Annotated in this window: 28 protein-coding genes and 1 pseudogene; 6 read left to right on the forward strand and 23 right to left on the reverse strand. The window is 32.9% G+C overall.

What is annotated here, in order from left to right; translation table 11 throughout:
• Positions 1-21: 21 nt before the first annotated feature.
• From CINF_RS03180 to CINF_RS03225, 10 genes are all read right to left on the reverse strand, one after another.
• Entirely contained in the window at positions 22-999 is a 978-nt protein-coding gene (locus tag CINF_RS03180; protein ID WP_178696665.1) for a TrbJ/VirB5 family protein, read from the reverse strand.
• Complete coding sequence (locus tag CINF_RS03185) at positions 996-2,336, reverse strand: hypothetical protein (RefSeq protein WP_179975721.1); 1,341 nt, start codon at positions 2,334-2,336, stop codon at positions 996-998. The genes CINF_RS03180 and CINF_RS03185 overlap by 4 nt, the downstream gene beginning before the upstream one ends.
• Before the next feature lie 1,011 nt (positions 2,337-3,347).
• A complete protein-coding gene (gene ssb, locus CINF_RS03190; protein WP_179975722.1) occupies positions 3,348-3,857 on the reverse strand; it encodes a single-stranded DNA-binding protein in 510 nt (169 codons plus the stop codon).
• Positions 3,858-3,955: 98 nt separating this feature from the next.
• A complete protein-coding gene (locus CINF_RS03195) occupies positions 3,956-4,300 on the reverse strand; it encodes a hypothetical protein (protein ID WP_179975723.1) in 345 nt (114 codons plus the stop codon).
• Between the two features lie 12 nt (positions 4,301-4,312).
• On the reverse strand, positions 4,313-4,582 hold the full coding sequence (locus CINF_RS03200; protein ID WP_179975724.1) for a single-stranded DNA-binding protein: 270 nt from the start codon (positions 4,580-4,582) through the stop codon (positions 4,313-4,315).
• A gap of 46 nt (positions 4,583-4,628) precedes the next feature.
• Positions 4,629-5,387 (reverse strand): hypothetical protein, encoded by a 759-nt coding sequence (locus tag CINF_RS03205; RefSeq protein WP_179975725.1) that lies wholly within the window; start codon positions 5,385-5,387, stop codon positions 4,629-4,631.
• A gap of 61 nt (positions 5,388-5,448) precedes the next feature.
• Complete coding sequence (locus CINF_RS03210; RefSeq protein WP_179975726.1) at positions 5,449-5,679, reverse strand: hypothetical protein; 231 nt, start codon at positions 5,677-5,679, stop codon at positions 5,449-5,451.
• 99 nt (positions 5,680-5,778) lie between these two features.
• Entirely contained in the window at positions 5,779-6,528 is a 750-nt protein-coding gene (locus tag CINF_RS03215) for a hypothetical protein (protein WP_179975727.1), read from the reverse strand.
• Positions 6,529-8,069: 1,541 nt separating this feature from the next.
• Positions 8,070-8,279 carry a hypothetical protein gene (locus CINF_RS03220; RefSeq protein WP_179975728.1) on the reverse strand — a complete coding sequence of 70 codons (210 nt, stop codon included), beginning with the start codon at positions 8,277-8,279 and terminating at the stop codon, positions 8,070-8,072.
• Positions 8,280-8,295: 16 nt separating this feature from the next.
• Positions 8,296-9,090, reverse strand: a complete 795-nt coding sequence (locus tag CINF_RS03225) for a replication initiation protein (protein ID WP_179975729.1) — start codon at positions 9,088-9,090, stop codon at positions 8,296-8,298.
• 232 nt (positions 9,091-9,322) lie between these two features.
• Here CINF_RS03225 and CINF_RS03230 point away from each other — a divergent pair, with 232 nt between their 5' ends.
• From CINF_RS03230 to tilS, 4 genes are read left to right on the forward strand one after another with little or no spacing between them, the layout of a single operon-like run.
• Entirely contained in the window at positions 9,323-10,327 is a 1,005-nt protein-coding gene (locus CINF_RS03230; RefSeq protein WP_178697258.1) for a hypothetical protein, read from the forward strand.
• A complete protein-coding gene (locus CINF_RS03235; protein ID WP_178697257.1) occupies positions 10,321-10,866 on the forward strand; it encodes a hypothetical protein in 546 nt (181 codons plus the stop codon). Before CINF_RS03230 ends, CINF_RS03235 begins: the two co-directional genes overlap by 7 nt.
• Positions 10,859-11,395 carry a hypothetical protein gene (locus CINF_RS03240; protein WP_179975730.1) on the forward strand — a complete coding sequence of 179 codons (537 nt, stop codon included), beginning with the start codon at positions 10,859-10,861 and terminating at the stop codon, positions 11,393-11,395. The genes CINF_RS03235 and CINF_RS03240 overlap by 8 nt, the downstream gene beginning before the upstream one ends.
• A 59-nt stretch (positions 11,396-11,454) precedes the next feature.
• Positions 11,455-12,453: a tRNA lysidine(34) synthetase TilS gene (gene tilS, locus CINF_RS03245; RefSeq protein WP_179975731.1), complete on the forward strand. Its 999-nt coding sequence runs from the start codon at positions 11,455-11,457 to the stop codon at positions 12,451-12,453.
• On the opposite strand, the gene CINF_RS03250 is transcribed toward tilS, so the two are convergent.
• The 9 genes from CINF_RS03250 to CINF_RS03290 all read right to left on the reverse strand — a co-directional run bounded on the left by CINF_RS03250 (position 12,443) and on the right by CINF_RS03290 (position 19,635).
• A complete protein-coding gene (locus CINF_RS03250) occupies positions 12,443-13,120 on the reverse strand; it encodes an energy-coupling factor ABC transporter ATP-binding protein (protein WP_179975732.1) in 678 nt (225 codons plus the stop codon). The two genes, tilS and CINF_RS03250, sit on opposite strands and share 11 nt — an antisense overlap.
• Positions 13,117-13,782, reverse strand: coding sequence for an energy-coupling factor transporter transmembrane component T family protein (locus tag CINF_RS03255; protein ID WP_179975733.1), 666 nt, complete (start codon positions 13,780-13,782; stop codon positions 13,117-13,119). Before CINF_RS03255 ends, CINF_RS03250 begins: the two co-directional genes overlap by 4 nt.
• Positions 13,782-14,285 (reverse strand): hypothetical protein, encoded by a 504-nt coding sequence (locus tag CINF_RS03260; RefSeq protein ID WP_179975734.1) that lies wholly within the window; start codon positions 14,283-14,285, stop codon positions 13,782-13,784. Before CINF_RS03260 ends, CINF_RS03255 begins: the two co-directional genes overlap by 1 nt.
• On the reverse strand, positions 14,267-14,875 hold the full coding sequence (cbiM, locus tag CINF_RS03265; RefSeq protein WP_179975735.1) for a cobalt transporter CbiM: 609 nt from the start codon (positions 14,873-14,875) through the stop codon (positions 14,267-14,269). Before cbiM ends, CINF_RS03260 begins: the two co-directional genes overlap by 19 nt.
• A gap of 14 nt (positions 14,876-14,889) precedes the next feature.
• On the reverse strand, positions 14,890-16,149 hold the full coding sequence (locus CINF_RS03270) for a glycosyltransferase family 4 protein (RefSeq protein ID WP_179975736.1): 1,260 nt from the start codon (positions 16,147-16,149) through the stop codon (positions 14,890-14,892).
• Entirely contained in the window at positions 16,124-17,410 is a 1,287-nt protein-coding gene (locus CINF_RS03275) for a glycosyltransferase family 4 protein (RefSeq protein ID WP_179975737.1), read from the reverse strand. The genes CINF_RS03270 and CINF_RS03275 overlap by 26 nt, the downstream gene beginning before the upstream one ends.
• Before the next feature lie 18 nt (positions 17,411-17,428).
• A complete protein-coding gene (locus CINF_RS03280) occupies positions 17,429-18,028 on the reverse strand; it encodes a lysophospholipid acyltransferase family protein (RefSeq protein WP_179975738.1) in 600 nt (199 codons plus the stop codon).
• Positions 18,029-18,103: 75 nt separating this feature from the next.
• Positions 18,104-19,393, reverse strand: a complete 1,290-nt coding sequence (gene miaB, locus CINF_RS03285; protein WP_275690515.1) for a tRNA (N6-isopentenyl adenosine(37)-C2)-methylthiotransferase MiaB — start codon at positions 19,391-19,393, stop codon at positions 18,104-18,106.
• A complete protein-coding gene (locus CINF_RS03290) occupies positions 19,390-19,635 on the reverse strand; it encodes an HP0268 family nuclease (protein WP_179975739.1) in 246 nt (81 codons plus the stop codon). Before CINF_RS03290 ends, miaB begins: the two co-directional genes overlap by 4 nt.
• Before the next feature lie 136 nt (positions 19,636-19,771).
• Between CINF_RS03290 and nusA the strand changes: the two genes are divergently transcribed.
• Positions 19,772-20,923, forward strand: coding sequence for a transcription termination factor NusA (nusA, locus tag CINF_RS03295; RefSeq protein ID WP_179975740.1), 1,152 nt, complete (start codon positions 19,772-19,774; stop codon positions 20,921-20,923).
• A 130-nt stretch (positions 20,924-21,053) separates the two neighbouring features.
• On the opposite strand, the gene ribD is transcribed toward nusA, so the two are convergent.
• A complete protein-coding gene (gene ribD / locus CINF_RS03300) occupies positions 21,054-22,067 on the reverse strand; it encodes a bifunctional diaminohydroxyphosphoribosylaminopyrimidine deaminase/5-amino-6-(5-phosphoribosylamino)uracil reductase RibD (RefSeq protein WP_179975741.1) in 1,014 nt (337 codons plus the stop codon).
• Between the two features lie 75 nt (positions 22,068-22,142).
• Between ribD and trpD the strand changes: the two are divergent.
• A pseudogene (gene trpD / locus CINF_RS09130) lies at positions 22,143-23,761 on the forward strand (anthranilate phosphoribosyltransferase).
• A 165-nt stretch (positions 23,762-23,926) separates the two neighbouring features.
• On the opposite strand, the gene selD reads toward trpD, so the two are convergent.
• The 3 genes from selD to CINF_RS03320 all read right to left on the reverse strand — a co-directional run bounded on the left by selD (position 23,927) and on the right by CINF_RS03320 (position 26,388).
• Positions 23,927-24,970, reverse strand: a complete 1,044-nt coding sequence (gene selD / locus CINF_RS03310; RefSeq protein WP_179975742.1) for a selenide, water dikinase SelD — start codon at positions 24,968-24,970, stop codon at positions 23,927-23,929.
• An 8-nt stretch (positions 24,971-24,978) separates the two neighbouring features.
• Positions 24,979-25,587, reverse strand: a complete 609-nt coding sequence (gene yedF / locus CINF_RS03315) for a sulfurtransferase-like selenium metabolism protein YedF (protein WP_179975743.1) — start codon at positions 25,585-25,587, stop codon at positions 24,979-24,981.
• A gap of 150 nt (positions 25,588-25,737) precedes the next feature.
• Positions 25,738-26,388: an ABC transporter ATP-binding protein gene (locus tag CINF_RS03320; RefSeq protein WP_179975744.1), complete on the reverse strand. Its 651-nt coding sequence runs from the start codon at positions 26,386-26,388 to the stop codon at positions 25,738-25,740.
• Positions 26,389-26,408 lie beyond the last annotated feature (20 nt).

Here is a 26,408-nt window from a genome sequence, read left to right on the forward strand (position 1 = left end):
TCCTTTATAAGATTTAAAATTTTAAAAAGTAAATACAGGCAAGCCATACTTATCTTTTGGCATTGCTGGCACATTTTTTTCTGGGAAATAATAAGTTGGCGTTTCTTTATCTAAATCTTCTTCGGTTAATTGCTTTGAAAATGATTTTCTATCATTTTGATTTGCCACCATAACGGAGGCTGTTTGAATTTGCATTTCAAACATTTGATTATTTGTTTGTAACATTTGCAATAAAATTGAGTTTGTTAATGCTGTCGTTTCTTTTTGGCTTAAATCGTCTTTCATAGTTTGATTGATAAGATTTTGAATAGATTTTGTTTTTGCTTTTAATGAATATGGGTTTTTGTCGCTTGTGTTAAAATAAAAATCATCATAGCTAGCTAAAATTTTGTCTATTCTTTCTTGGTTTGCTGTTTGTATTGCAAATGCTTGCGCGTTTTCTATGTTTCGCATTTGCTGTTGTATGCGTTGAATTTCTTTAAAATCCGTTGCTTTTTGTAAATCGCGTTCTAATTTAGCAAGTGAGCGTTTAATTACTGGCTGGCTTTGGACGATTGATAAACACCTATTTATCGAGCGTTTAAGGCTCTTGGCATTATCAACTGCGCCTTGAAAACCATCTACATTTTTAGTTAAATAAGTGCAAGCGTTTTGCATTCTTTCAAATTGTTTGAAAAAATCATCAGGCAAATTTGTTAAGTCAGCGTAAAAATTTTGCATATCATCAATAGTTCCCATTACTTCGCCATAAATTTCGGCAAATTCGTTTAAATCTATGCCTAATTCTTTCAAATGCTTTTCAAAATTTAAAGTATCTAAAACCATTTGTTTAAACATTAAAATATCGTTAGCATAGCTCTTTATCTGTTGCGTATAACTTTTGACATTCTCTACAGTTCTTTGAGCTATGCTTGCGCTATCTACCACAGGTATGCCACTTGCGTTTGCGTTTGTAAATAATAAAGCAGCAGCAGCGATTGATAAAACTAATTTTTTCATCGTGTTAATCCTTGTGATGATGATTTTTCTTGTGTTTTGTCTTTTTCTAAATTAAGTGTTTCTTGGGCTTGTTTATAAGTTTTTGGATAATTATTTTTAAAATATTTTAAAAGCTCTTCATTGCCTTTTTTGTGTAAATCGCTATAAAGAGTTTGTATTTTGTTAAAATTATCTTTGTTGGCTGGGCTTTTTTCTTGTATTTCATTGGCTTTTGATAAATCTACATAAAATTCTTTTGATTTTTGCATTATTTGATAACCTTTTTTAGTTTCTTTTTCTTTGTTGTGTAATTCTTTCACAAAACTAGTAATTACTTCTTTTACTTCGCCATTTTTAAAGGCTACATTTAGCTTTTCTTCTCTTTGTAAGGCTCGCTCGTTTCTTTCATCAAATGCGCTATTTACGATTAAGGATAAAGCTTTATCCAAATTTTTTAAATTTGTTAGAATATCTGCTGCGCTATCAGCGTTAGAGAGATTATCTATTGCTTTTTGAAATTTCATTTCGTGTTCTAAGCGTTCGTTTTCGATTTTTTCTAGGCGCGCTTTATGTATGTTATTTAAAGCTTCTAATTCTTGTAAATATTTTTCATCTAGGGTATTTTGTGTAGCTTCATCTTTTAAAGTGTTTTGTTCGCTTTGCTCTGGCTTTTCTTTTGTATCTGCGTTTTTATTGTATTTTTTGTCTAAATTTTCTAAATTTTGCTTGTGCTGTTCGTTTAGTTTTTCTTTTTCATCGCTTAAAAGCTCTTGTTTATCTAAAATTTCTAATGCTTCTTTAATATTTGGATTTTTTCTTGTTTGCTCCAAAGTATGCGCGGTAAAATCAATTTTTTTAGCGGGGCTATCTACTTTTTGTATAAAATCCACTTCTTCTTGTATCAATTCATCGCTTTTAGTTTTGCTATCTAGCACATTATTTAAATTTTGAATATTTGAGCTTAGATTATATTTTTTCTCTAATTCTTCTAATTCTTTTAGATATTGTTTGTTTAGCTTTTCTTTTTCGCTGTTTAAAAGCTCTTGTTTATCTAAATTTTCTAATGCTTGTTTAATGTCGTTATTTTCTCTTATTTGCTCCAAAGTGTTGGTGGTAAAATCAATTTTTTTGGCTGGCGTGTTGTTTTGTTGTAATTCATCGCTTTTAGCTTTATTGTCTGGGGCATTGTTTGAATTTTGCTTATTGCTAGCATTAAAAGAAGTATTTTCGTTTTGAGTTTGCCTAGCTCTTATTTGAGCTTGTTTTTGCTCTTCTTGTGCTTGCTCTTTTGCAAGTTGTGCTTCTTGTGCTTTTCGCATTTGTGCGTTTAAATCATCTAGCATAAAGTTTAGTGCCATTTTTTTATCCTTTTTTTAAAATTTTGCGCTAATTTTAAAAATAACTTCTTTAAGCTTAATTTAATTTACTACACACATAACTAAAATAATTAACACACAAAAAAAATGAAAATGCGCTGTAATATTGATTTTACAATATTTTAATGGCATTTTAAAAAATATAAAAATTTTAAAAATTTTTTGCGCGGTGTAAAATTAAATAATTCAATAAAACATAAAATGCTATTTTAAGCTACCTAGCAAGCTCATAAATCAATAAAAACTACTTATCGCATATAAAGTATTGTCTAACATTCTTTTTAACTCTTAAAATGCTTAAAATGCAAAAATTCAAAAAAACATTAAAATTTCAAAAAAAAATGCGCGCCTGTATTCTAAATATCAAAATTTTAAAAAACTTCGGGGGCTGCATAAGTTCATCTCAACACAAATGATATGCTTAATTTTTAAAAATTTTAAGTTTCCTGCACCCTTAACAAAATAAATTTTAAAAACAAAAAAAATACTTAAACTAAAATTTTAAAAAAATTTAAACGCGAATTTAACAATTAAATAAATTTATTTTTTTAAAAAAACACAATAAACAAATTTTAATAAATCAAATTCTTTTTTTCCCTTTTTATTTTATATTTTTTTATATATATGTAGGGCGTGGCAAATTGCGGAGCTTAAACAAAAATTTTTATTTTTGTTAAATTGCCTTTTTTGCCACTATTTAATCATTTTAACCTATTTTTAAAATTATTAAAAATACTTAAACTTAATATAAAAGGTGGCAAATTGCGGAGCTTAAACAAAATCACCTTAACCAACAAAGTAGCTTTAAAACATTAATTAATCATTGTTTTACGGCATTTTATTATAAAAATTATAATTTAATAAATATTTACTTTAATTTTTACGCTTATTTTTTATTTGTTATTATTTAATGCTTTGAATTGCTTTAAGGTTTCTCGCTGTTATTTTTTATTTACTTTAAGATTTGAGAAACCTTAAAAATTTTACTTTAATTTAAAATGGCATATCATCATCGTTTGGGAAATTATCATCAACAATCGCTTTGTCCCAGTTATCGCCAGGGCGCAAATTATCAAAATTTTGCGCTTGCGGTTGCGGTTGTTCTTGCTCTTGTTGTGGCATATCTACATAATTTTCTGTGTTATTAGATAATTCTTGCGCTGGCGTTTGGCCTTTTTTAGCTGGCAAATCTAATTCATTTACTTTTATGTAATGTTTGCTGCGCATTTGGCCTGTGCTTTCATCTTGCCATACGCTTTGGCAAAGCTCGCCTACTAAGCTGACTTTATCACCTTTTTGTAAGTATTGATTAGCTATTTCTGCTAATCTACCCCACAATTCACATTCAATAAAGCAAGTTTTTTGCGTTTTTTCGTTGTTGCTATTATTGAAATATTTATTATTACAAATAGTAATTTTAGCTAATGCTATATTACTTTTTTGTAAAAATCGAAATTCTGGCGCGCGCGTTAAATTTCCTTGTATCATTATAGTGTTTAACATTTTTTACTCCTTTTAGATTGTTGTATTATTTTTGAGATGTGCATATCTAAGTAACACTTCTCCAATTTTTACTTTCATTTTTTGTCCTTGCATATTTTTCAAATGTGAATTGTGTCGCAAAATTTAAGTAATCTGTCTATTTTTTGCGCATCTCTGCTAGGAGTGCTAAGTATCAAATTACCCCAAGCAGTGCTAACTATAAAATTACCCCAATTGCAATCTCTTTCTAAATCGCGCGGATTGCGCATTGAAGCTTGCTTTACATAGTAAAGCACAATGCTTAATGTTCCATCATATAATCTACATCTAACATCTACCAATATGTCATCGTGATTTATTAAATCTGCTAACTCATCTTGTGCTTTTTCGTTTAGCTCGATTTTGAGTTCGCTTATTTTTTTCCTCGTGTTATTAAGCGCATTTAGCACTTCTTGTATATCCATTTTTTGTCCTTTTTATTTTCTTTCGCTTTTTCTAGCTGGCAAATCTAATTCATTTAATTTTATGTAATATTTGCTGCGCATTTGGCCTGTACTTTCATCTTGCCACACGCTGTGGCAAAGCTCGCCTATTAAGCTGATTTTATCGCCTTTTTGTAAGTATTGATTAACTATTTCTGCTAATCTGTCCCGCAATCCACATTCAATAAAGATTGTAAGATGTTTTTTTCGCTTTACTTGTTTGTGCCATTTTGATTGCTCGTTTGTTAGTTCTTTGATATTCATTTTTTTCTTCTTTTTTTAAAATTTGCGCGGGGCAAGCCCGCAAATTTTAGAGTATCTCTTTCGCCCGCATTCCTGGTGCGCGATAAAATAAGTTATTATCATAGAGATATTCAAAGTTTATATTGTTATCTATAAAGATTTTATTTTCGCTATTGCGCTTTAATAACTTTTCGGCTTTTTCTAATAGCTCACCGATGTAATAACCTTTGGTCGTCTTTTGAAGCTCGTTAAGTATGGGTTTAGCGCGTGCGATTAGCGCTATCACATCTACTCTCTCATTATTCATCATCTTAACTTTGCCCATACTTGTAAAGACGGTTACATCATACTCTAGCCTGCTTTCATCATCAAACTCCGCGCAAATTTCGCTGAGTTCGTCTAAAAGCGCGTTTTGTTCTTTAAACTCAGTAACACTATACCACCACGCTAAATTTTTCAAAAACTTGGTGTAATTATCCCAAATATCAATTTTTGCGTTATAAATACTGCGCTGTGTGCGTTCGCTATCGTCATTTTTGTATAAGTTCATATTATATTCTCTTGAAAAATTGTCTATCATTTCATAGCAAGTGTTTTCATCAAAAAGATTTTCTTTTTGTTCATATGTTCTTATGAGATTACAAAAAAAGGCTTCATCACTGTCTATATCCCACGCGTTTTGACTTAGCTCGCCATCAGCCAAAGAAAAATTTTCTTTGTTTAAAATATTCAAAAATCTTTTTTCTGTTTCATTATCTAGCTCTTCAAAAAAATCGCCTAACTCTGATACAATAATATTTGCCTTGAAAATGTTTTTACTTTCCATTTTTTATCCTTTTTTGAAATTTGCGCGGGCAAGCCCGCAAATTTTAAGTTATATCTCTAACTCATTTGACATTAAACATAGTTTCAAATTCACTAACCATACGAGCATAGTCATTTTCTGCAAGTTTTTGAGTTAATCCTAAGAATTTTGCAAATGCTTCATTGAAAGTCAAATCTTTTACTTCATTAACTTTCTTTACAATGTCGCTTGACTGCAAAACATAACTTGCTTTATAATACTCTGGCTCCAAAAGCCTTTTAATAAAATCCTTAATGATTTCATAATCACTCATTTACAACTCCTTTTTATTTTTAAAAATTATTTAAAATTTGCGCGGTTGCCCGCGCTTAAAATTTAAAGCTAGCGCAATTATTTATTTTTAGCAGATTATTTATCGGCCTAAAGCGCTATCAACTTTTTCTAAAATATTATCCCAATCGAACAATATTCTTGCTTGTTCTCTATATTGTTTATCACCGCGCTTTTTGAATTTGCGGTTTTTACAATCGAGAACATAGCCACAATAATATATTTCTTGTCCAAGCGCAAACCTAAATTTTTGATTATCTAATGTTTGTTCTTCTAAGTTAAGCCAATAATCTTTAATTTTATACTCAATACTTTGAGTTTTGTTAGCAGCAATCTTGTATCTGCCACCATCATAGCATAGCCAACCATTTTTAACTTCACCCTCTTTTGTGTCCTCACCTAAATAAGTGGCGCGTTGTTTTCTAGGGTTGTAATCGCCATAAACAGCAACAGTTATTTTGCCTAAAAGCTTTTCTTGTTTTACTTTTCTTGTTCGTGGAGGTCTGTCTTGAATTATTTCTGCCACAAGCTGTTCCATATTTTGTGCAGTTTCTTCATCAAAACATTTATCAACTTCATAAAAATTTGTAACATTATAAAACATACTAGTATGATGCCAACTAGATTGTTCTAAAATAAATTCTCTCAGCTCTGCTAAGTTTAATCTAGTTAATGCTGCTATCGCTTTGTCGGCTGTCTCTTTTGCTACTTCGTCAGCAAATTCTACATTACTTAGTATTTCAGTTTTTGTCCATTTAGATAATGGCTTTTCGCCTTGTTTGTAAGCTTTTACAGCATTATTGCTCATACTATATTTATAATACCCAGCCATTTTAAACTCCTATTTTTTAAATGATGATTTATCGTTTTTTTGTTTTGATAGCATAATTATACATAAAAAAAGCTTAAATAACACTTAATTTAAGATATTTTCATTATGCTGAGCTTTTAAAATTTTAGCTTTATTTTTTAAGCGCAAAATGCCCTTAAAATCATATAATCCCCGCAAAAGTTTATTTTTTCCCCTTTTTTTGTGGCGTTAGCCACTAATAATTTTTTTATAATAAAAGTAGTAATAAAAAGAATAATAAAAAGAATAATAAAAAGAATAATAAAAAGAATAATAAAAAGAATAATAAAAAGAATAATAAAAAGAATAATAAAAAGAATAATAAAAAGAATAAATCATTTGGGGGGCGTTGCGGGGGGTTCCCCCCGCTCATAAGGCTTATTTTTGAAACGCTTGCGGTTCAAAAATGGTGGTTAGATAGCGAAGCTTGCGAAGCTAGCTAACCACCCCCTAAAACAAATAGCCAATAAAGCACATAGCTAAAAACACGGCAAAATCATACTTTAAAACAACAAATAAAATTCAGCTACTAGCGCAAAATTCCGCAAATTCAACTAAGAAAATCCAGCTACAAACTATAACAAAAAAGGGGATAAAAAACACAAAAAAAGGTGGCAAATTGCGGATAAATTTTCAAACTAAAAACACATAAAAACACGATAAAATCGCATTCATAAGGCATTAAACAAAAAATAAAAATTAGCTTAAAACACCAAATTTTGCGACAAAGCGCGATAAAAAAAAAGAATAAAAAAAGCGTTACAAAATGCGCTAAATTTTAAAAACAAAACATAGCTAAAACCACCATAAAATCATACTTTAAAACAACAAATAAAATTCAGCTACTAGCGCAAAATTCCGCAAATTCAACTAAGAAAATCCAGCTACAAACTATAACAAAAAAGGGGATAAAAAACACAAAAAAAGGTGGCAAATTGCGGATAAATTTTCAAACTAAAAACACATAAAAACACGATAAAATCGCATTCATAAGGCATTAAACAAAAAATAAAAATTAGCTTAAAACACCAAATTTTGCGACAAAGCGCGATAAAAAAAAGAATAAAAAAAGCGTTACAAAATGCGCTAAATTTTAAAAACAAAACATAGCTAAAACCACCATAAAATCATACTTTAAAACAACAAATAAAATTCAGCTACTAGCGCAAAATTCCGCAAATTCAACTAAGAAAATCCAGCTACAAACTATAACAAAAAAGGGGATAAAAAACACAAAAAAAGGTGGCAAATTGCGGATAAATTTTCAAACTAAAAACACATAAAAACACGATAAAATCGCATTCATAAGGCATTAAACAAAAAATAAAAATTAGCTTAAAACACCAAATTTTGCGACAAAGCGCGATAAAAAAAAGAATAAAAAAAGCGTTACAAAATGCGCTAAATTTTAAAAACAAAACATAGCTAAAACCACCATAAAATCATACTTTAAAACAACAAATAAAATTCAGCTACTAGCGCAAAATTCCGCAAATTTAACTAAATTTACAAAATTTGATATTTTAAGCTAAACTTTTATGTTTTGCTCCTATAAATTTAACTGAATAAAAAACTAAACAGAACCAGCTAATAAATCCTAATATTATAAGAGCAACTCCATTTATTGCAGTAAATGCCATTAAAAACATTATTGCTATCCAAATAACCGCAAGTGTTGCTGAAATTATATTTACTACGCTGGCTATACTTTTGTCTAAAAATTTTGTTTTCATTTTTAATCCTTTATTATTATTTTCTATTGCTATCATTAAAAATAATTTTATAATCAATAGTTTCAAGGTTGCTTTGTAGTCTTTCACAAAGCACGCTTTTAAAATAGTCACCTTCTTCCAACTCTTTAATTGCAGGAGTTAAAATTCTTCTGTCTATATCTGCTGGTCTATATGTTATTGGTGGTTTAATATATTTATAAAATTCATCTTTATTTAATACTAATTCTTTAAGCCCGCTTGTTTTATTAATCGGTAAATTTTTGAATTGAATTAAAAGTCTAAATAAAATTTTAGAACCTTTTCTTTTTAAAGAACAAAATTCATATAAATTAAGTTGCATAAATTTTTCAAAAAAGAATAAAAACTCATAAGCACCATCGCTTAATCTAAAACTAGCAGTTTTAGTTGCTTCATCTACACTTAATTTATCAAAAAATAAAGCACCTTCAAGAACAGCATTTCGCCCTTTTGTATTTTTTATATCTGTTTTAAAAAAAGTGCGAATATCTTGTGCTTTATCTAAAAATGCACGCACTTCTTTATAAAATCTATTTTTGTTTTTATATGCGCTAGCACTTAAAAATTTTGTTAATTGGTCAAAACTCATATAAACTGTTTTGCCTTTCTTTTGAGTTACATTCTTTTTCGCTAAATGCAATAATGTAAAAAACAAATCAAAATCTCGTGCAGTAAAATTATCATTAAATATTAATTCTGTATTTAAGCGATTATCATAAATTAAAATTTCTTTGGCGTTGTTTTTACTTGGTATTACAGCTAAATTATCAGCATTATTTTCACTTACAATCACTTTAAAATCCTTGTAAGCAAAGATTAAATTAATAGCGCACATTTTCTGCATTCTCCGTATTCTTAGAATGCGTCTATGCTAGCGTAAGATACATTAATGATAGATTAAATTTTGAAAATTAAGATTAAAATTTGCTAGTTTTTTAATTATTATATTTGTAATTTAGGGCGCATTAAATCGCTTTTAAGGCTAGTTTTGCTATCATCGCGCAATTTTTTTAGGGATATTTCAAGTGCGATTTTTTAAATATTTTATTAAAAACCTTTATCTTTGCGTTTTCGTTGGTGAAAAAGAATGCTCTATTTATGGTCAATTTGTAAAAAATGGTAAAAATTTAAATGCCATTCAAGCTGATTTTGAGATTGTAGGCGAGCATATAGATTTTAAGTTTAATGATTATGTCAAAAAACATTCAAAAGATGCAAATACCACTTACACTGCTTTGCTTTTAAACACGCCAAAACAATGGGCTTTGCCAGTTAGCGACCGCATCGGGTATAATAAATTTGGCGTAAATTTTAATGAGGTTAATGTTTTATCAATGCCTGGGGGTTGGAGCATTTTTATACCAAAAGATGAAATTCAAGCACAACTTCATTTTTTAAATGGCTTAAAAATAGATTTATTGTATTCGCCATTTTCTATTTTGTATGATAAGATAAATGAGTTTAGAGCTGATGAGCGCGTTACGCTGTATGCGTATATTCAAGGCGATAGTTGCGCGATGATGGTATTTAAAGAACTTGAAATGAAATTTGGCGCGTTTTACAATAATAATAGCGATAAAGGCGATGTAAAACAAGATGATGAAAATCTTGCGCCTATAAATATAGCAGAAATCGATAACATCATCGCAAAAGAAGATGATAAGTTTAACGCCCTAAACACTTTAAGCGAATTATCCACAGATAACGATATAGACACATTTGAAGATATTTCAAAAACCCAAGAATACGAAAGAAACGAAAGCGATGCGCAAGCTAATTTAGAACGCCTTGGTCAATCAGGGCAGATGCTTTTAAATATCAAAGATGCCATAAGTGATTATTACAAAAATCCACTTTATGATTCAAATTTTGTAGAAAAAATAGTGATTTTTGACAGCACTGGTGCTATGGACGAGCAAAATTTAATAGACATAATCTCAAATGAATTATGCATAGAAACCATTGTTTTCAAAGCAGATAAATACAAAGATGCCCTAAATATAATCTCAAAAGAGTTGAAGGAATGCTAGGACAAAAACGCGCGAAGTCTTCTTATAGCTTCATACGCCCGCAGCCAAAGCCATTTTTTTCGCTTTTATCGCAGATTTGGATTTCGCTTATTTTATTTGTGTGTGTTTTATGTGTGAGCATTGATTTTATATTAAAATTTTACACAAATGATTTAGAAAATAAAAATTTACAAGCCCAAGAAAAATACAATAGCAGTGCGCGTAGCATCGCCAAAATAAAAGAAACCATCACACGCTTAGAAAATGATTACCAAACCGCATTAAATATTTACACCCTAAATGATTCACTAAAACGCTCAGTTCGCAATATTTTTGATATAGTGCCTGATACTATCACGCTTGAATACATCTTGGTAAATACAAATAGCCTTGAATTACGAGGCAAAACCCCAAGCCGCGAAACATTTAATTTGCTGATGGAGGCACCATTAAAAAGTATTTTTTCTAGCGTGCATACTAGTTTTTATCAGTTAAAGGGTGGTTGGTTAAATTTTAGCTCCATTAGCACTCTAAACGAGCAGGATAAAAGCAATGAGTAAAGATCGCAATTTAGAAGAAATTGATGTTTTAAAACTAGTGCTTTATGTGCTGGCTTTTTTGCTTATATCTTTGAGTTTTGTTATGTTTTTGATAGTCCCAAGCATTAAAGACTATAAAAAAGCAAAAGCGCAGTATCACTCTAAAATGCTTAATCAATCGCGCATAGAGCAGATATTTTTTGCTAATGCAAATGATTTAGACACACTAAAAACAAAAAACGCTAAAAGCCTAAATGCGATAATAAACACCTTTGATGAAAAGAAATTTCAAAATAAAGCAGGGGAGTTTTTTAGCGATGTGCGCTTAAATCGTATGCCAAAAGAAGATGAAAACTCCACTTTTATCAATTACGAGCTTAATGTAACCGCGATGATGAGCACGCCTGATAAATTTTATGCTTTTATAGATTTTGTGAATAATTACGAAAATGTTATTTTGATTGATGTTCCAGTGGCTATGCGAGCAAATAGCGGTAAAATCGACACTAGCTTTAAGATAAAAGTTTTAGAAGCCAAAGAAAAAATTTAGTTTTAAGCAAAATGCTAAATTTTAAAATATTTATTTAAAATTTTAAGGCAAAAGCGATTATGCAAGGCATTATCTTAGAAAATCTTTGTGAATTAAAAAAAGCAAAAGCACTTTTGGCCTTTTCTCACGGCATCGATAGCACCGCGCTTTTTCATTTATTAAGACAAAATAATATCAATTTTGCTTGCGCGCTAATTAATTATAAAACGCGCCCTCAAAGCCTAAATGAATACATAAGCGCTAGGGCTTTGTGTAAGATGTATGGTGTGGAGTTTTTTAGCAAAGAGGCTGTGATTAGTGGTGGTAATTTTGAAAGCAAGGCGCGTAAAATTCGCTATGATTTTTTTTATGATTTATGCATTGAGCAAGGCTTTGATACGCTGATTTTAGCCCATCAATTAAATGATCTTTTTGAATGGTTTTTGCTTCGTCTTAGCAAGGGCGCAGGGCTTGCTAATGCCTTAGGATTTAGCTCATATAGCAAATATGAAATTAAGCCAAAGTGCGATATTTTCATCGCTAGACCGCTAATTTATACATCGCGCGTTGAAATTTTAGAGTATTTACACAGCCATTATTATCAGTATTTCATTGATAGCTCAAATTTTAATCAAAAATATAGCAGGAATTTTTTTCGCCATAATTATAGTGATTCTTTTGTTAAGCTTTTTGCTGGCGGGTTAAAGGCTAGTTTTAAGGCCTTAGAGCGTGATAAAAAGGTGCTTTTGGGTGAGTTTGTTTATGAAAAAAGCCCATTTTTCATTTTAAAGCGTAGCCCTAGCGAGATTGATTTAATCGATAAGGCTTGTAAGCGTCTTGGTGTGGTTCTTAGCGCGTTATCTAGGGCTGAGGTTTTAAAGCAAAATGCCCTAGTAATTAGCCATAAAATCGCCATCGCAAAAAATGAAAAATTCATTTTCGTAGCACCTTTTAGCAAAACGCAAATGCCAAAAAATTTTAAAGAAAAATGCAGGATATTAAAAATCCCGCCCCTAATACGCCCATATTTATACGATAATACCGAGCTTTTAGCTGAAATTTCTACTTTTATTCATTAAAAATTTCAAGCCCATTTTGGCTTAGAGTGTAAATTTTATCTGCTATGCTTTTGGCAAATTTTAAATTATGAGAGCTAAAAATTATAGCACTTTTATGGTTTTTTAAAATATTTATTATTTTTTGTTTAAATGCTGTATCTAGCGCGTTTTCAGGCTCATCAAGTAGCATAAGAGCTGGATTAAATGCTAAAACGCCAGCAAGTGCTACAATGCGCTTTTGTCCGTTTGAAAGCTTAAAGGGCGAGCAAGCTTGTAAGTGCGAAATTTCAAGCAGTTCAAGGGTTTGGCTAGCTGTTTTTAAGGCTAAATTTTCAAGGATTTTAAAATTTGCTTTATTTTTGTTGATGGAGTTTGTAAGCACGCTAAATGCGACATCATCAAGCACATTTTGGCAAATAAATTGAGCATTTGAATCCTCAAATAAAAAGCCAATTTTATCTCTTATGCTCTCATAATCATCAAGCGAGGTTATGTTTTTATCAAAAAGCGTTATTTTACCGGTATTTTGGGCTTTTAAGCCAGCAATTATTTCAAGCAGGCTCGTTTTACCGCTACCATTTGGAGCAATGATGGCGATTTTTTCGCCTTGTTTTAAAGTTAAGTTTAAGTTTGCAAAAATGCTTTTATCATCAAGTATAAGGCTTAAATTTTCTAAACTTAAAATCAAATTATAGCTCCAACTCTAAACACCAAACAAAACACGCAAAGTGCGAGCAGGGCGTAATCTTGCCTGTGTAGGTTTAGTTTTTGCGGGTTTAAAATATAGCCTTTGTAGTTTCTAGCTTTTAGCGTTTTTTGCGTGCTTTGTAGTTTTTGAATGGCTAAAATTAGTAAAAGAGCTAATAAATTAGCATAAATTTTATAGCCAAAAATACTAGTTTTTGGGCGAAATCCGCGCGCTTTTAGTGTGTTTTGTAGTTTGATTAAGTCTTTATTTAAAGAGCTGGTAAAACTAAGGCTAAAATACATTAAAGAGTTGATTTTTTTGCCTAAATTTAATGCGCTAAATGCCCGTAAAAACTCACTTTCATTTATGCCACTAAATAACAAAAGGCTAAAAAATATCAATAAATTTGAGCGTAAAAAAATAAGCCAGGCAAGATTATAATTTTGGCTTAAAAGCACGCTAGCAACGCTTAAAAGCACAAAAATATTTAAAATAAAAAGCCTTTTTAAAACTCTTGTGAGCTTATCTTTGCTAAATATTAAAGCAAAAATTAAAGGCGCAAAATAGCTGATAAAAACGCCATTACTAAGTGCTACGCCAAGACTATAAAGCATAAGTGCTATCAAGCTTGCGCTATAATTTAGCGAGCCAAAATAACGCACTATTTGCGCCTTTTTACAAAATACAAGCCCGCAAAAATCAGCAAAATTATTATGATGGCAAAAAAGCCCTTAATTAGCTCGCTAAATACGCTGTTTTGGCCATCTTGGGTAAAATTTTCTACTTTTGGCTGAGTGCTTTGCTTATTTTGTGGTTGTTGGCTACTTTTATTAAAATCGCTAGTGTTATTTTGGGGTTTATTTAAGCTAATTTTTGTGCTTTTATAATGCCCTGCGCCTGCATTTATTGAAATTTCAAGTTCGTTGCTGTTTTGGCTTAATTTAGCTTTATTTAAAATAAAACTACCATTTTCATCGGTATTTTCTTTAAACACTTGGCTAGCATTTTGGATTAAAATTTCACAATTTTTACAAGGCGAACCGCCGTAAAAATATGCTTTTATATTTATTTGCGAGCCCTCATCTTTGGCAAAAATTTTAAGCGAATGAGCTAAAATTTCACTATAAAAACTAAAAAAACAAAATATTATAAAGATTTTTGGCATGGTAAAAACTCCGGATAAGTTTTAGCTATAAAACTAAGCAATAAAGCACAAATTAGCCCCTCAATCACGCATAAAGCACTATTTGTAAGTAAAACAAGGCTAGCAATTGCCCTAAACTCATCGCCATTTAATAATAAAACCGCGCTAAGCAAAATAGAGCTAATCGCCACAGGCACGAAGCCGGCTAAAAAATAAAATAATTTAGCTTTTAATGCGTTATTTTGATTGCCAAGGCGCACAAAATAAGCCCCAAAAATCGCTGGCAAGCCTATAATAAGCGCATTAACCCCAAGAGTGCTAAGCCCGCCAAAACCAAAAAATATGCCTTGAAATAAAAGCGCAACCAAAATGGATAAAAAGGCAAAACGCCCGCTAAATGCGCCAACTATTCCACCTAAAACTAAATGTAACGAGCTAGGGCCAAGCGGAAAATGCACAAATGAACCCACAAAAAATACCGCACTCATACAAGCTGTGCGCACTATATCATTTGGCTTAATTTTATAGAGTAAATACGCTGTAAGCCCAGCCGTGATAATGCCTGCTGGTACTAGTATTTCTGGTTTTAATACACCTTCGCTAATATGCATTTTTCGCCCTAATATTAAAATTTTAAATCTTGTTTCATTTTATTTACCATAATATCAGCGCATTTTTGCCAGCTAAAAAGCCCGGAGCGTTCTAAGCCCTTTTTAGCATTTTCTTTTCTAAAATTTTCATCAAAATAATATTTTTCATAAGCTTTTATATGCGCCTCATCGCTATCATAAGCTATCATTATTCCAGCATCGCCTACAACCTCTGGCAAGCTTGAATTATCACTTGTAATTACAGCACTACCACAGCTCATAGCTTCAAGCGGCGGCAGGCCAAAGCCTTCGTATTGCGAGGTATAAACAAAAAACAAAGCCCCAGAATAAAGCGGAGCCAAATCTTTATCATCAACATAGCCGATTTTTAAAATTTTATCTTTATATGCGCCTAAATCATCAATGGACTTTTCTAATTCTTTTATAAAAATCTCCCAATGCCCACCACCTAAAACAAAAACCAAATCATCAATATTATTTTTTTTAATAAACTCTATAAAAGTTTTAAGCGTTCTAATTAAATTTTTTCGTGGCTCTAAGGTACAAAGTGAGAAAATGTATTTTGTATTTTCTGGGATTTTGTATTTTTGTTTGGCAAGATTTATTTGCTCATTGTTTGCTGGTTTGAAGCTCTCATCGCAAGCTAGCAAGGCTGTGGTGATGTTTTGCTCTTTTAAATGCTCTAAGTGCTTTAAATAATCTTTTTTTGTGTGTTGAGAGATTGAAAAGTAGTTATTAAAAATTTTAAATGTTTGCAGCCAGCCATCTACGCTATCTTTATAATACTGCGGGAAAATAAGAGGCATTACATCATAGGCGATGGCGTATTTTATAATGCTTTCATCGTGTTTAAATCTAGCTGGCAAGTCATAAGCTGCGCTTAGATAGCAAGCATTGTATTCATTTGGGTTTTGAGTGTTAGGCTTTTTTTGCGTGTTTTTATTTTTTAGTTTTTTTCTTAAATCATTTGCTTTGTAAAATGGCTTGGAGATAAGTGGTGGGAGCTTTTCGATGGCGCGTTTTAGGGCTATGATTAGTTTTGATGGCACAAACTCAAAAATACAAGCAAAATCTTTTTTTAGCAAATCTTTTAAAAATTTTTTAGCCTTATTTTTATCATCTGTTTTACAATACAGCACTAATTCAATATCATCTCGCTTAGCAAATTCTTTTAATAAATTAAGCGCGCTAAAATACACGCCAGAGCGCGCCCAATTAGCATTTGTTGTATTTACTACTATGCTCGCATCATAAATTAATTTTAGCTTTTTCAATATCATCCTTTATTTTATTTACCATAATATCAGCGCATTTTTGCCAGCTAAAAAGCCCGGAGCGTTCTAAGCCCTTTTTAGCATTTTCTTTTCTAAAATTTTCATCAAAATAATATTTTTCATAAGCTTTTATATGCGCCTCATCGCTATCATAAGCTATCATTATGCCAGCATCGCCTACAACTTCTGGCAAGCTTGAATTATCACTTGTAATCACAGCACTACCACAGCTCATCGCTTCAAGTGGCGGCAGGCCAAAGCCTTCGTATTGTGAGGTATAAACAAAAAACAAAGCCCCAGAATAAAGCGGAGCCAAATCTGCGCTATCAACATAACCAAGAATTAAAATTTTATCTTTATATTCGTTTAAGTTTTTTATATTTGCTTGTAAGGTCGGCAAAAATTTCATATCCGCGCCACCACCAAGTGCTAAAACCAAATCATTAATATTATTTTTTTTGATAAACTCACAAAAGCATTTAATAACGCGTAAAATATTTTTTCGTGGCTCTAAGCTACAAAGCGAGAAAATGTATTTTTTATTTTCTGGGATTTTGTATTTTTGTTTGGCAAGATTTATTTGCTCATTGCTTGCTGGTTTGAAGCTCTCATCGCAAGCTAGTGGCGTAACTACGATATTTTCATCTTTTAGCTTAGGCAAATGTGCTAAAAAATCTTTTTTTGTATGGCAAGAAATTGAAAAACAAGTGCTTTTATCATCTAAATTATTTAGCATATTTAAGATCCAAGCATTGCTAGGATCGTCTTTATAGCCATCTAGCAAAAGCGGGATTAAATCATAAATAATTAAGTAATTTTTGATATTTTTAAACTCATCTGGGACGGCAAAGCAAGGCGAAAAAAAAGCATCATATTTTGCTAGCTCTTGTGCTTTTAGCGCAGGTTTTGGCTGTGGTTTTTTAATGGTAGAGGCAAATTTTAAAATAAAATTTTTATTTTTATATGCCAAATTTTGTAAAAATCTAGGCATGTTATTTAATATTTTTTTTAGTTTTGGCTTAAAGCGGTTTAAGCTAGGCTGGGTTAGCCTAAAAACACAAGGCAAATCCGCGCTTTTGGCTAAGTTTGCGATATTGTGTTTTGCGCTAGCTATATCATCGCTTTGACAATACAAACTAAGGCTGATTTCGTTTTTTTTCTTTAACTCATTTAAGATATTTAGAGCCACAAAATACACGCCAGTTCGCGAATAATTATTTGCGATAATGCTAACATCATAAAGTATGGAGATTTTTTTCACTAAATTTCCTTGTAAATTTTAATCCTTTGGCATTTTTGAAGCTATTAATTTTTTTGCTTCATTTATATCAAGTCCTGCAAGGCTAAAAGGCTCGCTAAGCGTGTAGGTAACGCGCGAAAATGGCTTTGGCAAAATCATTTTATCCCAGCTTTTAAAACGCCAAAATTTACTAGCACTATATGATAAAACAGCTACTTTTACGCCAGCTTTTTGCGCTATGGTAACGCTACCATCGCTAATAAAATGCCTAGGTCCGCGTGGGCCATCTGGCGTTATTATAATATCAGCGCCATTTTTTAGCTCGCGCAAAGCACCTACAAATACCCGCACGGCGTTTTTTGAGCTAGATCCGCGCAAGGCATTTATGCCAAAACGCCTATTTACACGCGCGATAATCTCGCCATCTTTATGATCTGAAATAATCACAAAAATACGCTTTTGCCAATATTTTTTATAAGTAAAGGGCATAAAGGCTAGATATTCGTGCCAAAATAGCACCACGCCAGGCTCTTTTTGGCGCATTTTGCCCTTATATTGCTTTTTACAAGTTAAAAAAATCAGCCATAAAAGCGCGGTTATTAGATAATCAGCAATAATTATTAAAATTTTATTTTTCATATTTTTAGTTTAATTTTTTGGCTAATTAAAATTTATTAGCGCAAATTTTAATTTAGCGCGCGAGGCTAGTTAAACTCAAACAAGTTCTCCATTTAAAAGCATTCTTTTTGCTTGCGTGATTTTGACATTTAAAATTTGCCCTAATAATTCTTCGCTGCCCTTTACTTGAACGGCAAAATTATTATCGCTTCTACCGCCGACAAAACCATCATTTCTAAGCTCTTCAAAATACACTTTTAGCACATTATTTTCCAAAGAATTTGTAATTTCATCTAAAATTTCATTATGCCTTGCTTGTAAGCGCGTAAGTCGCTCGCTTGCGATATTTGCTGGGATTTGATTATCCATAGTAGCTGCGAGTGTGTGCGGGCGCGGGGAGTATTTAAAGCTAAAAACTTGCTCAAAACGCACTTCATTTAGCACATCCATAGTATCATTAAAATCGCTTTGGCTCTCACCTGGAAAGCCTACGATAATATCTGTGGATATGCTTAAATTATCTCCGCATAGCTTTTTTAATTTTTGGGCGCGATCTAAAAACCACTCTTTTGTATAACCGCGTTTCATCGCCTTTAAAATGGCGTTTGAGCCACTTTGTAAGGGCATATGAATGCTTTTACAAATTTTAGAATTTTGGCTAAAAATTTCTAAAAATTCATCATCCATATGTAAAGGATGTGGGCTAGTAAAGCGTATGCGCTCTATGCCCTCAATTTGGCTAAGGCGCATTAAGAGTGCTGAAAAATTCATTTTTTCGTGCGGGTTAGAAAAATGCTTGCCGTAATTATTTACATTTTGGCCTAATAAAAATAATTCTTTTACCCCAGCTTGGCTTGCTTTTTGGGCTTCATTAAAGATTAAACTAAACGGCACACTAAGCTCTTGGCCTCTTGTGTGTGGGACTATGCAATAAGTGCATTTTTTATCACAACCTACCATTATGTTTATGTAGCTTTTGTATGGATTTGGGCGGTAGTCGTTAAAAGCAAATTCTGTTTCATCGTGGTTAATATCCACGCTTACAAATTTTGAAGTGTTTATGGCTTGTTTAATCTTTGAAACATTGCGCGCACCAAGCACAAAATCCACATAAGGCGCGCGCTTAATAATATCTTTTCCCAAATGCGATGCCGTACAACCACAAACGCCAAGCTTTGAGCTAGGTTTCATAATTTTATTTAAAGCGCCTATTTCGCTAAATAGCTTTTGAACCGGCTTTTCGCGCACCGAGCAGGTGTTTATTAAAACCAAATCAGCCTGACTTGCATCATCGCATAAATCATATTCATCTTTAAGTTGGGCTACAAAATGCTCGCTATCGCGCACATTCATCGCACAACCTAAGGTTTTGATAAATAATTTCAAAGTATATGCACCTCATAGCAGTATTGGCTCTCATTAAGGCCATATTTTACTATGCGGTGATACACGCTAAATCCCTTTTTTTCAAAATGCTCTACCATTGAGATTAATTGCTTATGTGTGTTTTCTTTGTCAAAATAATAAATTTTTTCACCTTGTTTTTGAAGCTCGTTTTCTATTTTTTCAAGGCTTATAGTGTGGCTTGGTTTTTTATTGATTTCATCTCTTGCAAGTCTAAGCTCCATCTTTTATCCTTTATAAAATTTTTTAAGGCGCGATTATAGCTTTTTAGGCTTAAAGTTTTATTTAACTTTAAATTATTTAGGCTATAATCCGCCCCTTGCTTATTCGCAAAATCCCCCTAATTTAAAGGCAAAATTTATGGAGAAAATTTCAGATATTGTAGAATCTATCGCAAATGAAAAAGGTTTAGAATATAAAGATGTTTTAGAAAGAATAAAAACCGCATTCATTCAAACAGCCAAAAAGGTAATTTCACCAAAGCTTGAATACGATGTAATCATAAATGAAAACACAAAAGAATTGCATTTATATGAGCATATTTTAGTAGTTAGCGATGATGATGAACGCTTAGATGATGAGCATTTTATAAGCTTAAAAAAAGCGCGAGATATTGATAGCGGGCTAGAAATTGGTGATTCGCTAAATTATGAATTAAACCTAGAAAATTACGGACGCACCGCTGCTGCTACTTTAAGCCGCGAGATTGATTATCACATCGGGCGTTTAATTGATGATAAAATTTATGAAAAATACAGCGCCTTAATAGATACTATTGTAGTAGGCGTTGTTACTAGCGTAAGTAGCGATGAAACCACTTTTATCGAAGTTGGCGACACTAAAACTCTAATGCCACGCAAAAATCGCATAAAAAATGAAAAATTTAAAGTCGGCCAAACCATAAAAGCCATTATAAAATCTGTGCATTTTGATAAAAAAATGGGTATAAAAATCGAGCTTTCGCGCACTTCACCAAAATTTTTAGAAGCTCTTTTAAGGGCTGAGGTGCCTGAGATTAAAGATGGTAGCGTGATAATTCAAAATTGCGCGCGCATACCAGGCAAAAAGGCAAAAGTAGCCGTGCTATCAACTAGCCCAAATGTCGATGCTGTCGGCACCACAGTTGGCGTAAAGGGCGTTAGAATAAATGCTGTAAGCAAAGAATTAAATGGCGAAAATATCGATGCTATTGAGTTTGCACAAGAGCCTGCGATATTTATCTCACGCGCTCTTACGCCAGCTAGGGTGCTAGGCGTGAGCATTGATAAAACCAAGGCAAAAGTTACCATTGATGCCGAGCAAAAAAGCAAGGCAATAGGCGCAGGTGGCGTAAATATCAGGCTTGCTGGAATGCTAACAGGCTATGAAATAGAATTAAATGAGCGTGCAAGCACTAAATTAAGCGATGATTTAAACGAAGCCTTACAAGATGCAAGCACAAAAGTAAATGAGCAAGAAAATAGCAACGATGAAGGACTAAAAAACCTAAAAGCCTTATTTGGCGAAGAATAATTTATTTAAAATTTCACAAATTTTAAATAAAACTAACAAGATTAAAAGCAAAAATGTGCGAAAAATTTATAAATTTTAATTTATTTATAAATTTTTAATGTATTTACAAATTTTAATTTATTGATAAATTTTAATTTTTAATCTTGCACCACAGCGCGCAATCATCGCCTAAATCGCTTTGATGAAGTATATCAAGGCTTAGTTTTAAATTAAAATTATTTCCTTGCATAAAGGATTTATTTTGATAAATTAAAAGCCAATGAATATCGTTTTTAAGGGCTTTTAATAAATTATCAACGCCCTCAATCATTACAAAATTTTTCTCTTTAATCTGCGCTAAATTAGCACTGATTTGGACTTTTCGTGCTGGGATTTTAAAAAGGGCAAGATTTGGGTTGAAATTTTGTTTTTGGCTGTAAATTAGGACATCTGGTGCTTTTTTGGAGTTTGAAAACCTTGCATCAAGGCGCGGGTTGTCGATGCGGGCTGTGTTGCCGCCAATTACGATTAAATCAATCAAAGAGCGGATTTGATGGCAATGAGCGCGCGCTAAATCTTGGCTAATTTTACCGCTAATTACCCCATTTAAACTCATGGCAGTTTTAAAAAGGGTGAAATTTTTAGAGTTTGTATGGCTAAGTCCGCTCCAAAGCATAAAAGGCTCAATTAACCTAGCGCATTCATTTTTCAAAATCCCGCTTTTTACCAAAATACCAGCATCTGCTAGCATTTTAGCTCCGCCGTGAGAGTTTTTATCCATTACGCCAATAATTATTTGGCTAATTTTTAGCTCTTTTAATAGCGTAGCACAAGGCGGAGTGCGCCCAAAGTGCGAGCAAGGCTCTAAGCTTACATAAACTTTTGCTCCGCATAAAAGATTATTGTGGTGTTTTAAAATTTGCTCATAAGCCGCGTGGGCATCTAGTTTGAAAAGCTCATTAAAATTTTTATTTATTTTGCCAAGCGCGCTAATTATAGCTCTAAGCTCAGCGTGAAAAGTGCCAGCTTTTTGGTGGGCTTGCACACTTAAAATTTCACCATTTTTAGCTACCACAACGCAACCAACAGCAGGGTTTGGATAGGTTAAAAGCTGATATTTCCACGCTTCATTAAGTCCAAGTCGCATAAAAAATTCATCATTCATTTTTGTCCTTTAAAAGGCGCAAATTATAACCTTTTTGGCTATAATCACGCTTTAAAATTTTCTAAAAGAGCCAAGATGATTTTAATGATCGATAATTATGATAGTTTTGTTTTTAATATCTATCAATACATTTTATTAAGCACTAATGAAGAAGTAAAATGCGTGCGTAATGATGAAATAAGCGTAGATGAGATCAAAAAACTAAACCCAAGCAAGATTATTTTAAGTCCTGGGCCAAAACATCCAAAAGACAGCGGCGTGTGCCTTGAAATTTTAGAATGCGCTAAAAACGGTGAGCTAAAAATGCCTATTTTAGGCGTTTGCTTGGGACATCAAGCCATAGCACTTAGTTTTGGAGCGAGTATAAAACGCTTAAAATCTCCAAAGCACGGTAAAACTAGCCAAATAAAATTAATCGCTCCAAGTGCCGTGCTAGCTGATATGCCGGGCGTTTTTGAGGTTATGCGTTATCATTCGCTTTATGTAGATGATTTGCCAGACGAATTAGTAGCTAGTGCGTATTCAATGGATGATAATATCATAATGGCATTAGAGCATAAGGATTTAAAAATTTATGGCATTCAGTTTCATCCTGAGAGCTTTTTTACGCCTTATGGACGCAAGATTATTGAAAATTTTGTAAATTTAAAAGGATAAAAATGCAAGATAGCAACCACATACAAAATTTAGCCCCATTTATGACAAAATTACAAAAAGGCTTTGCCCTTGATGGTGCTGATTATGAGCAAATTTTTAGCGCGCTTATGTCAAAAGAATACGATATAATCCAGCTTGCTGGGCTTTTAGTTTTAATTAGCGAAAAATCACTATATGCTGATAGTTTGTGTGCTTTGGTACAAAATATTTTGCGCTATTCAAACACCTTTAATGACGCCCAGGCGATGTTTGATATAGTAGGCACAGGCGCAGATGGCCTTAAAACCATAAATATTTCAACCACTGTTTCATTTATACTAGCTAGCCTTGGTGTAAAAGTGGCAAAGCACGGCAACGGCGCAATTAGCTCACAAAGTGGTTCAAGCAACACCCTTCAAGCCATTGGCATTAAGCTTGATAGCGATATAAACGCGCTTAGAGATTTGCTTGCTAAAAAAGGCTTAGCCTTTTTTCATGCGCCGTTTTTTCATAAGGCAGTAGGCGAGGTAGCACCGGTGCGAAAACGCCTAAAAATCGGCACCGTTTTTAATGTGCTAGGGCCATTATTAAACCCAAATACAGCACTTACTCATCAAATAATGGGCAATTACCTTGAAGAGGTAAATTTTTTATTAGCTCAAACCTTAATGAAACTAGGGCGCACTCACGCATTAGTCGTGCATGGAATGGACGGAATGGATGAAATTAGTCTTTGTGATGAAACGCTAATCCACGAGCTAAAAGATGGGCATATTTACGAATACCGCATCACGCCTGAGCAATTTGGCTTTAAGCGTGCTTTTCACACAGATATTCAAGGCGGAGATAGCGCGCAAAATGCTAAAATTTTACAAGATACATTAAATGGCGAACTAAAAGGGGCAAAACGCGATATAGTCGTGCTTAATGCTATGTTTGCTCTTTATACAGCAGATAAGGTAAAAAGCCCAAGTGATGCAAAATTTATCATAGAATATGCGCTAGATAGTGGCAGGGCATGGGAATTTTATCAAAATTATATTAGTGAGTTTAAGTAAATTTTAAAATTTTTCTTAAAAATATTTTAAGTTAAATAAATTTTAAAATTTAAGGCATTAAAATTTGTTGATTTTAGGCTTGCTAAGAAAGCCAAACTTAAAATTTAATTAAATAAATTTTAAAATTTAGCTTAGAAGCCTTTAAATTAAATAAGTTTTAAAATTTCAAGGCAAAATTTCTATTAAATTTTCATTTGTTGTGCGTTTTTTTACTCTGCCAATTATGCTTGTTTGCTCGTAGCGGGCGTTTTTAAGATTGTTTAGGGCTATGTTTGCGTCTTTTTCATCTATTGCTAATAAAAGGCCGCCAGATGTTTGCGCATCAAAGAGCAAAATATCGGCATTTTGACCCTTAGAATTGATTAAAAATTTATTAACAAATTCTTTATTTTTATAAGTGCCACCAGGAATTAGCCCCATATCGGCCATAGTGCGCGCTGATGGCAAAATCGGCACACAAGAAGCATAAATTTCAAAGCAAATTTTATCATTTAACATCTCGCACAAATGCCCTAATAATCCAAAACCGCTCACATCAGTACAAGCGCGCACCCTTAGCTCCTTTAAAGCATCGATGGCATAAAAATTAAGCTCACTCATAATGCGCGCCGCTTCTAAAATTTCATTCATTTTTAGCATATCAGCTTTAATCGCTGTGCTTAAAACGCCCATACCAAGTGGCTTTGTAAGCACCAAAATATCGCCATCTTGGGCTGTGTTATTAGCCCAAAACTCAGCCTTTTTTACAAGCCCTGTTACGCTTAGGCCAAAATATAGCTCAACCGAACTTATACTATGGCCTCCAATGATTGCCCCACCGCATTCGCGCACCTTTTCATTAGCGCCAGCTAGTATCTCACTAAGCACTTCATTATCAAAATGACAACTATCAAAGCACACGATATTTAAAGCATTTAGCACTTTTGCACCCATAGCAAATACATCACTTAGGGAATTTGCCGCGGCGATATTGCCAAAAATGCGAGGATCATCGACTACTGGCGTGATAAAATCTAGCGTTTGCACCAACGCCATTTTATCATCTAGGGCAAAAACAGCCGCATCTTCATTATTTTTAGCTCCACTTAGTAAATGTGGAGTGCTAAAATCGAGCTTGCTAAGAGCTTTGTTTAGACCCGCCGGGTCAATCTTAGCAGCTCAACCAGCAGCACGCACAAATTTTGTAAGTTTTTGATTGTGATATATCATTTTTGCTCTTAAAGTGTGATTTGCTCGTATTCTAGCAAGATATTTGCGATTTCATAAGCGTTGCTAACACGGCCGATGCTAAGCTTATCACTTAGCCCATAAGCTTGCAAACACGAACCGCAACTTAAAATTTCACAGCCTTGATTTTGTAAATCATTTAACGCTCTAAATGCCAAATGCCCTCTATTTGCGCTGATTTTTACTGCGTCATTTACGCATATTACATACTTTGGCTTAATCTCGCACTGGCTAAATGCGCCCAAAAAACTAGCCAGCAAACTCTGCCCCACCGCCCCGCTGCCAGCGCTACTTTCATTTAAATAAATTATTTTATTTGTTAATTTGGCTTTGCTTTGCGTATTTTGACAGCTATATTCGCTAACATTTAAATTATCGTTATTTTCTGCGCTTTTAATTAGTGAAATTTCATAAAAATCGCCATTTTGGCTTAGATTAAAATTTTGCTTTAAAGAGTTTAAAAAACGGCTAACATTATCCTTGCTGGTGCTTGAATTAAGCAGTATTTCAAGGCTCTCGCCAAGCTTTAATGAATTAAGAGCCTCTTTTGTTTTAAGCACGGGCTGAGGGCATGGTAAATCACAGCAATTTAATTTCATAATTTATCCTTAAAATGTCTTACTCAAAACCTTGAGCCTAGGGCGCAATTTTAGCATAAAATTTACGATAATAAAGCGCGAAAATATGCCAAATTTTAAAATTTTGGCTATTTTTTTTAGAAGCATTTTAAAATTTCAAGGCAGTAATTTTTAAATTTTAAATAATTTTTTATCTTGTAATTTATAGCAAAAATCGCATTTGTTTGCTAGATTTTCATCGTGCGTTACTAGCACTAAGGCTGCATTTTTGGCGCGAATATACTCAAAAATCACGCCCATAACTTCATTTGCCGTGGTAGTGTCTAAATTGCCCGTTGGCTCATCGGCAAAAATTATTTTAGGCTCTTTGGCTAGCACTCTTGCGATGCTTACGCGTTGTTGCTGTCCGCCGCTTAATGAGCCTGCATTTTGAACCAAAACATTGTCAATGCCAAGATTTTTTAGCATATTTTGATCAATTTTTTTACCGCTTAAAATGCTAGCAAGCTCGATATTTTCACCAGCTTTAAATCCACGAAACAAATAATGTGCTTGAAAAATTATGCCAAAATCATAACGGCGAATTTTTAAAAGTTCATTTGCGCTTAAAGTATAAAGAGATTTTTCATTATAAAAAACCTCTCCACTATCTGGTTTTAAAAGTGTAGATAAAATGTGTAAAAGCGTGGATTTACCGCTACCTGAGATGCCTACAATCGCGCTGGTTGTGCCAGCTTTAATCTCCAAGCTTACATCGCTAAATAAAGGATAATCAAAATGATGCCCTAAAAATTTGGCATTTAATAAAAAATTTGTTTGCATTTTTGTAGGTTGTGTTGCGA

It is taken from the genome of Candidatus Campylobacter infans (assembly GCF_013416015.1).
In the GTDB taxonomy this organism is placed as follows: Bacteria; Campylobacterota; Campylobacteria; order Campylobacterales; family Campylobacteraceae; genus Campylobacter; species Campylobacter infans.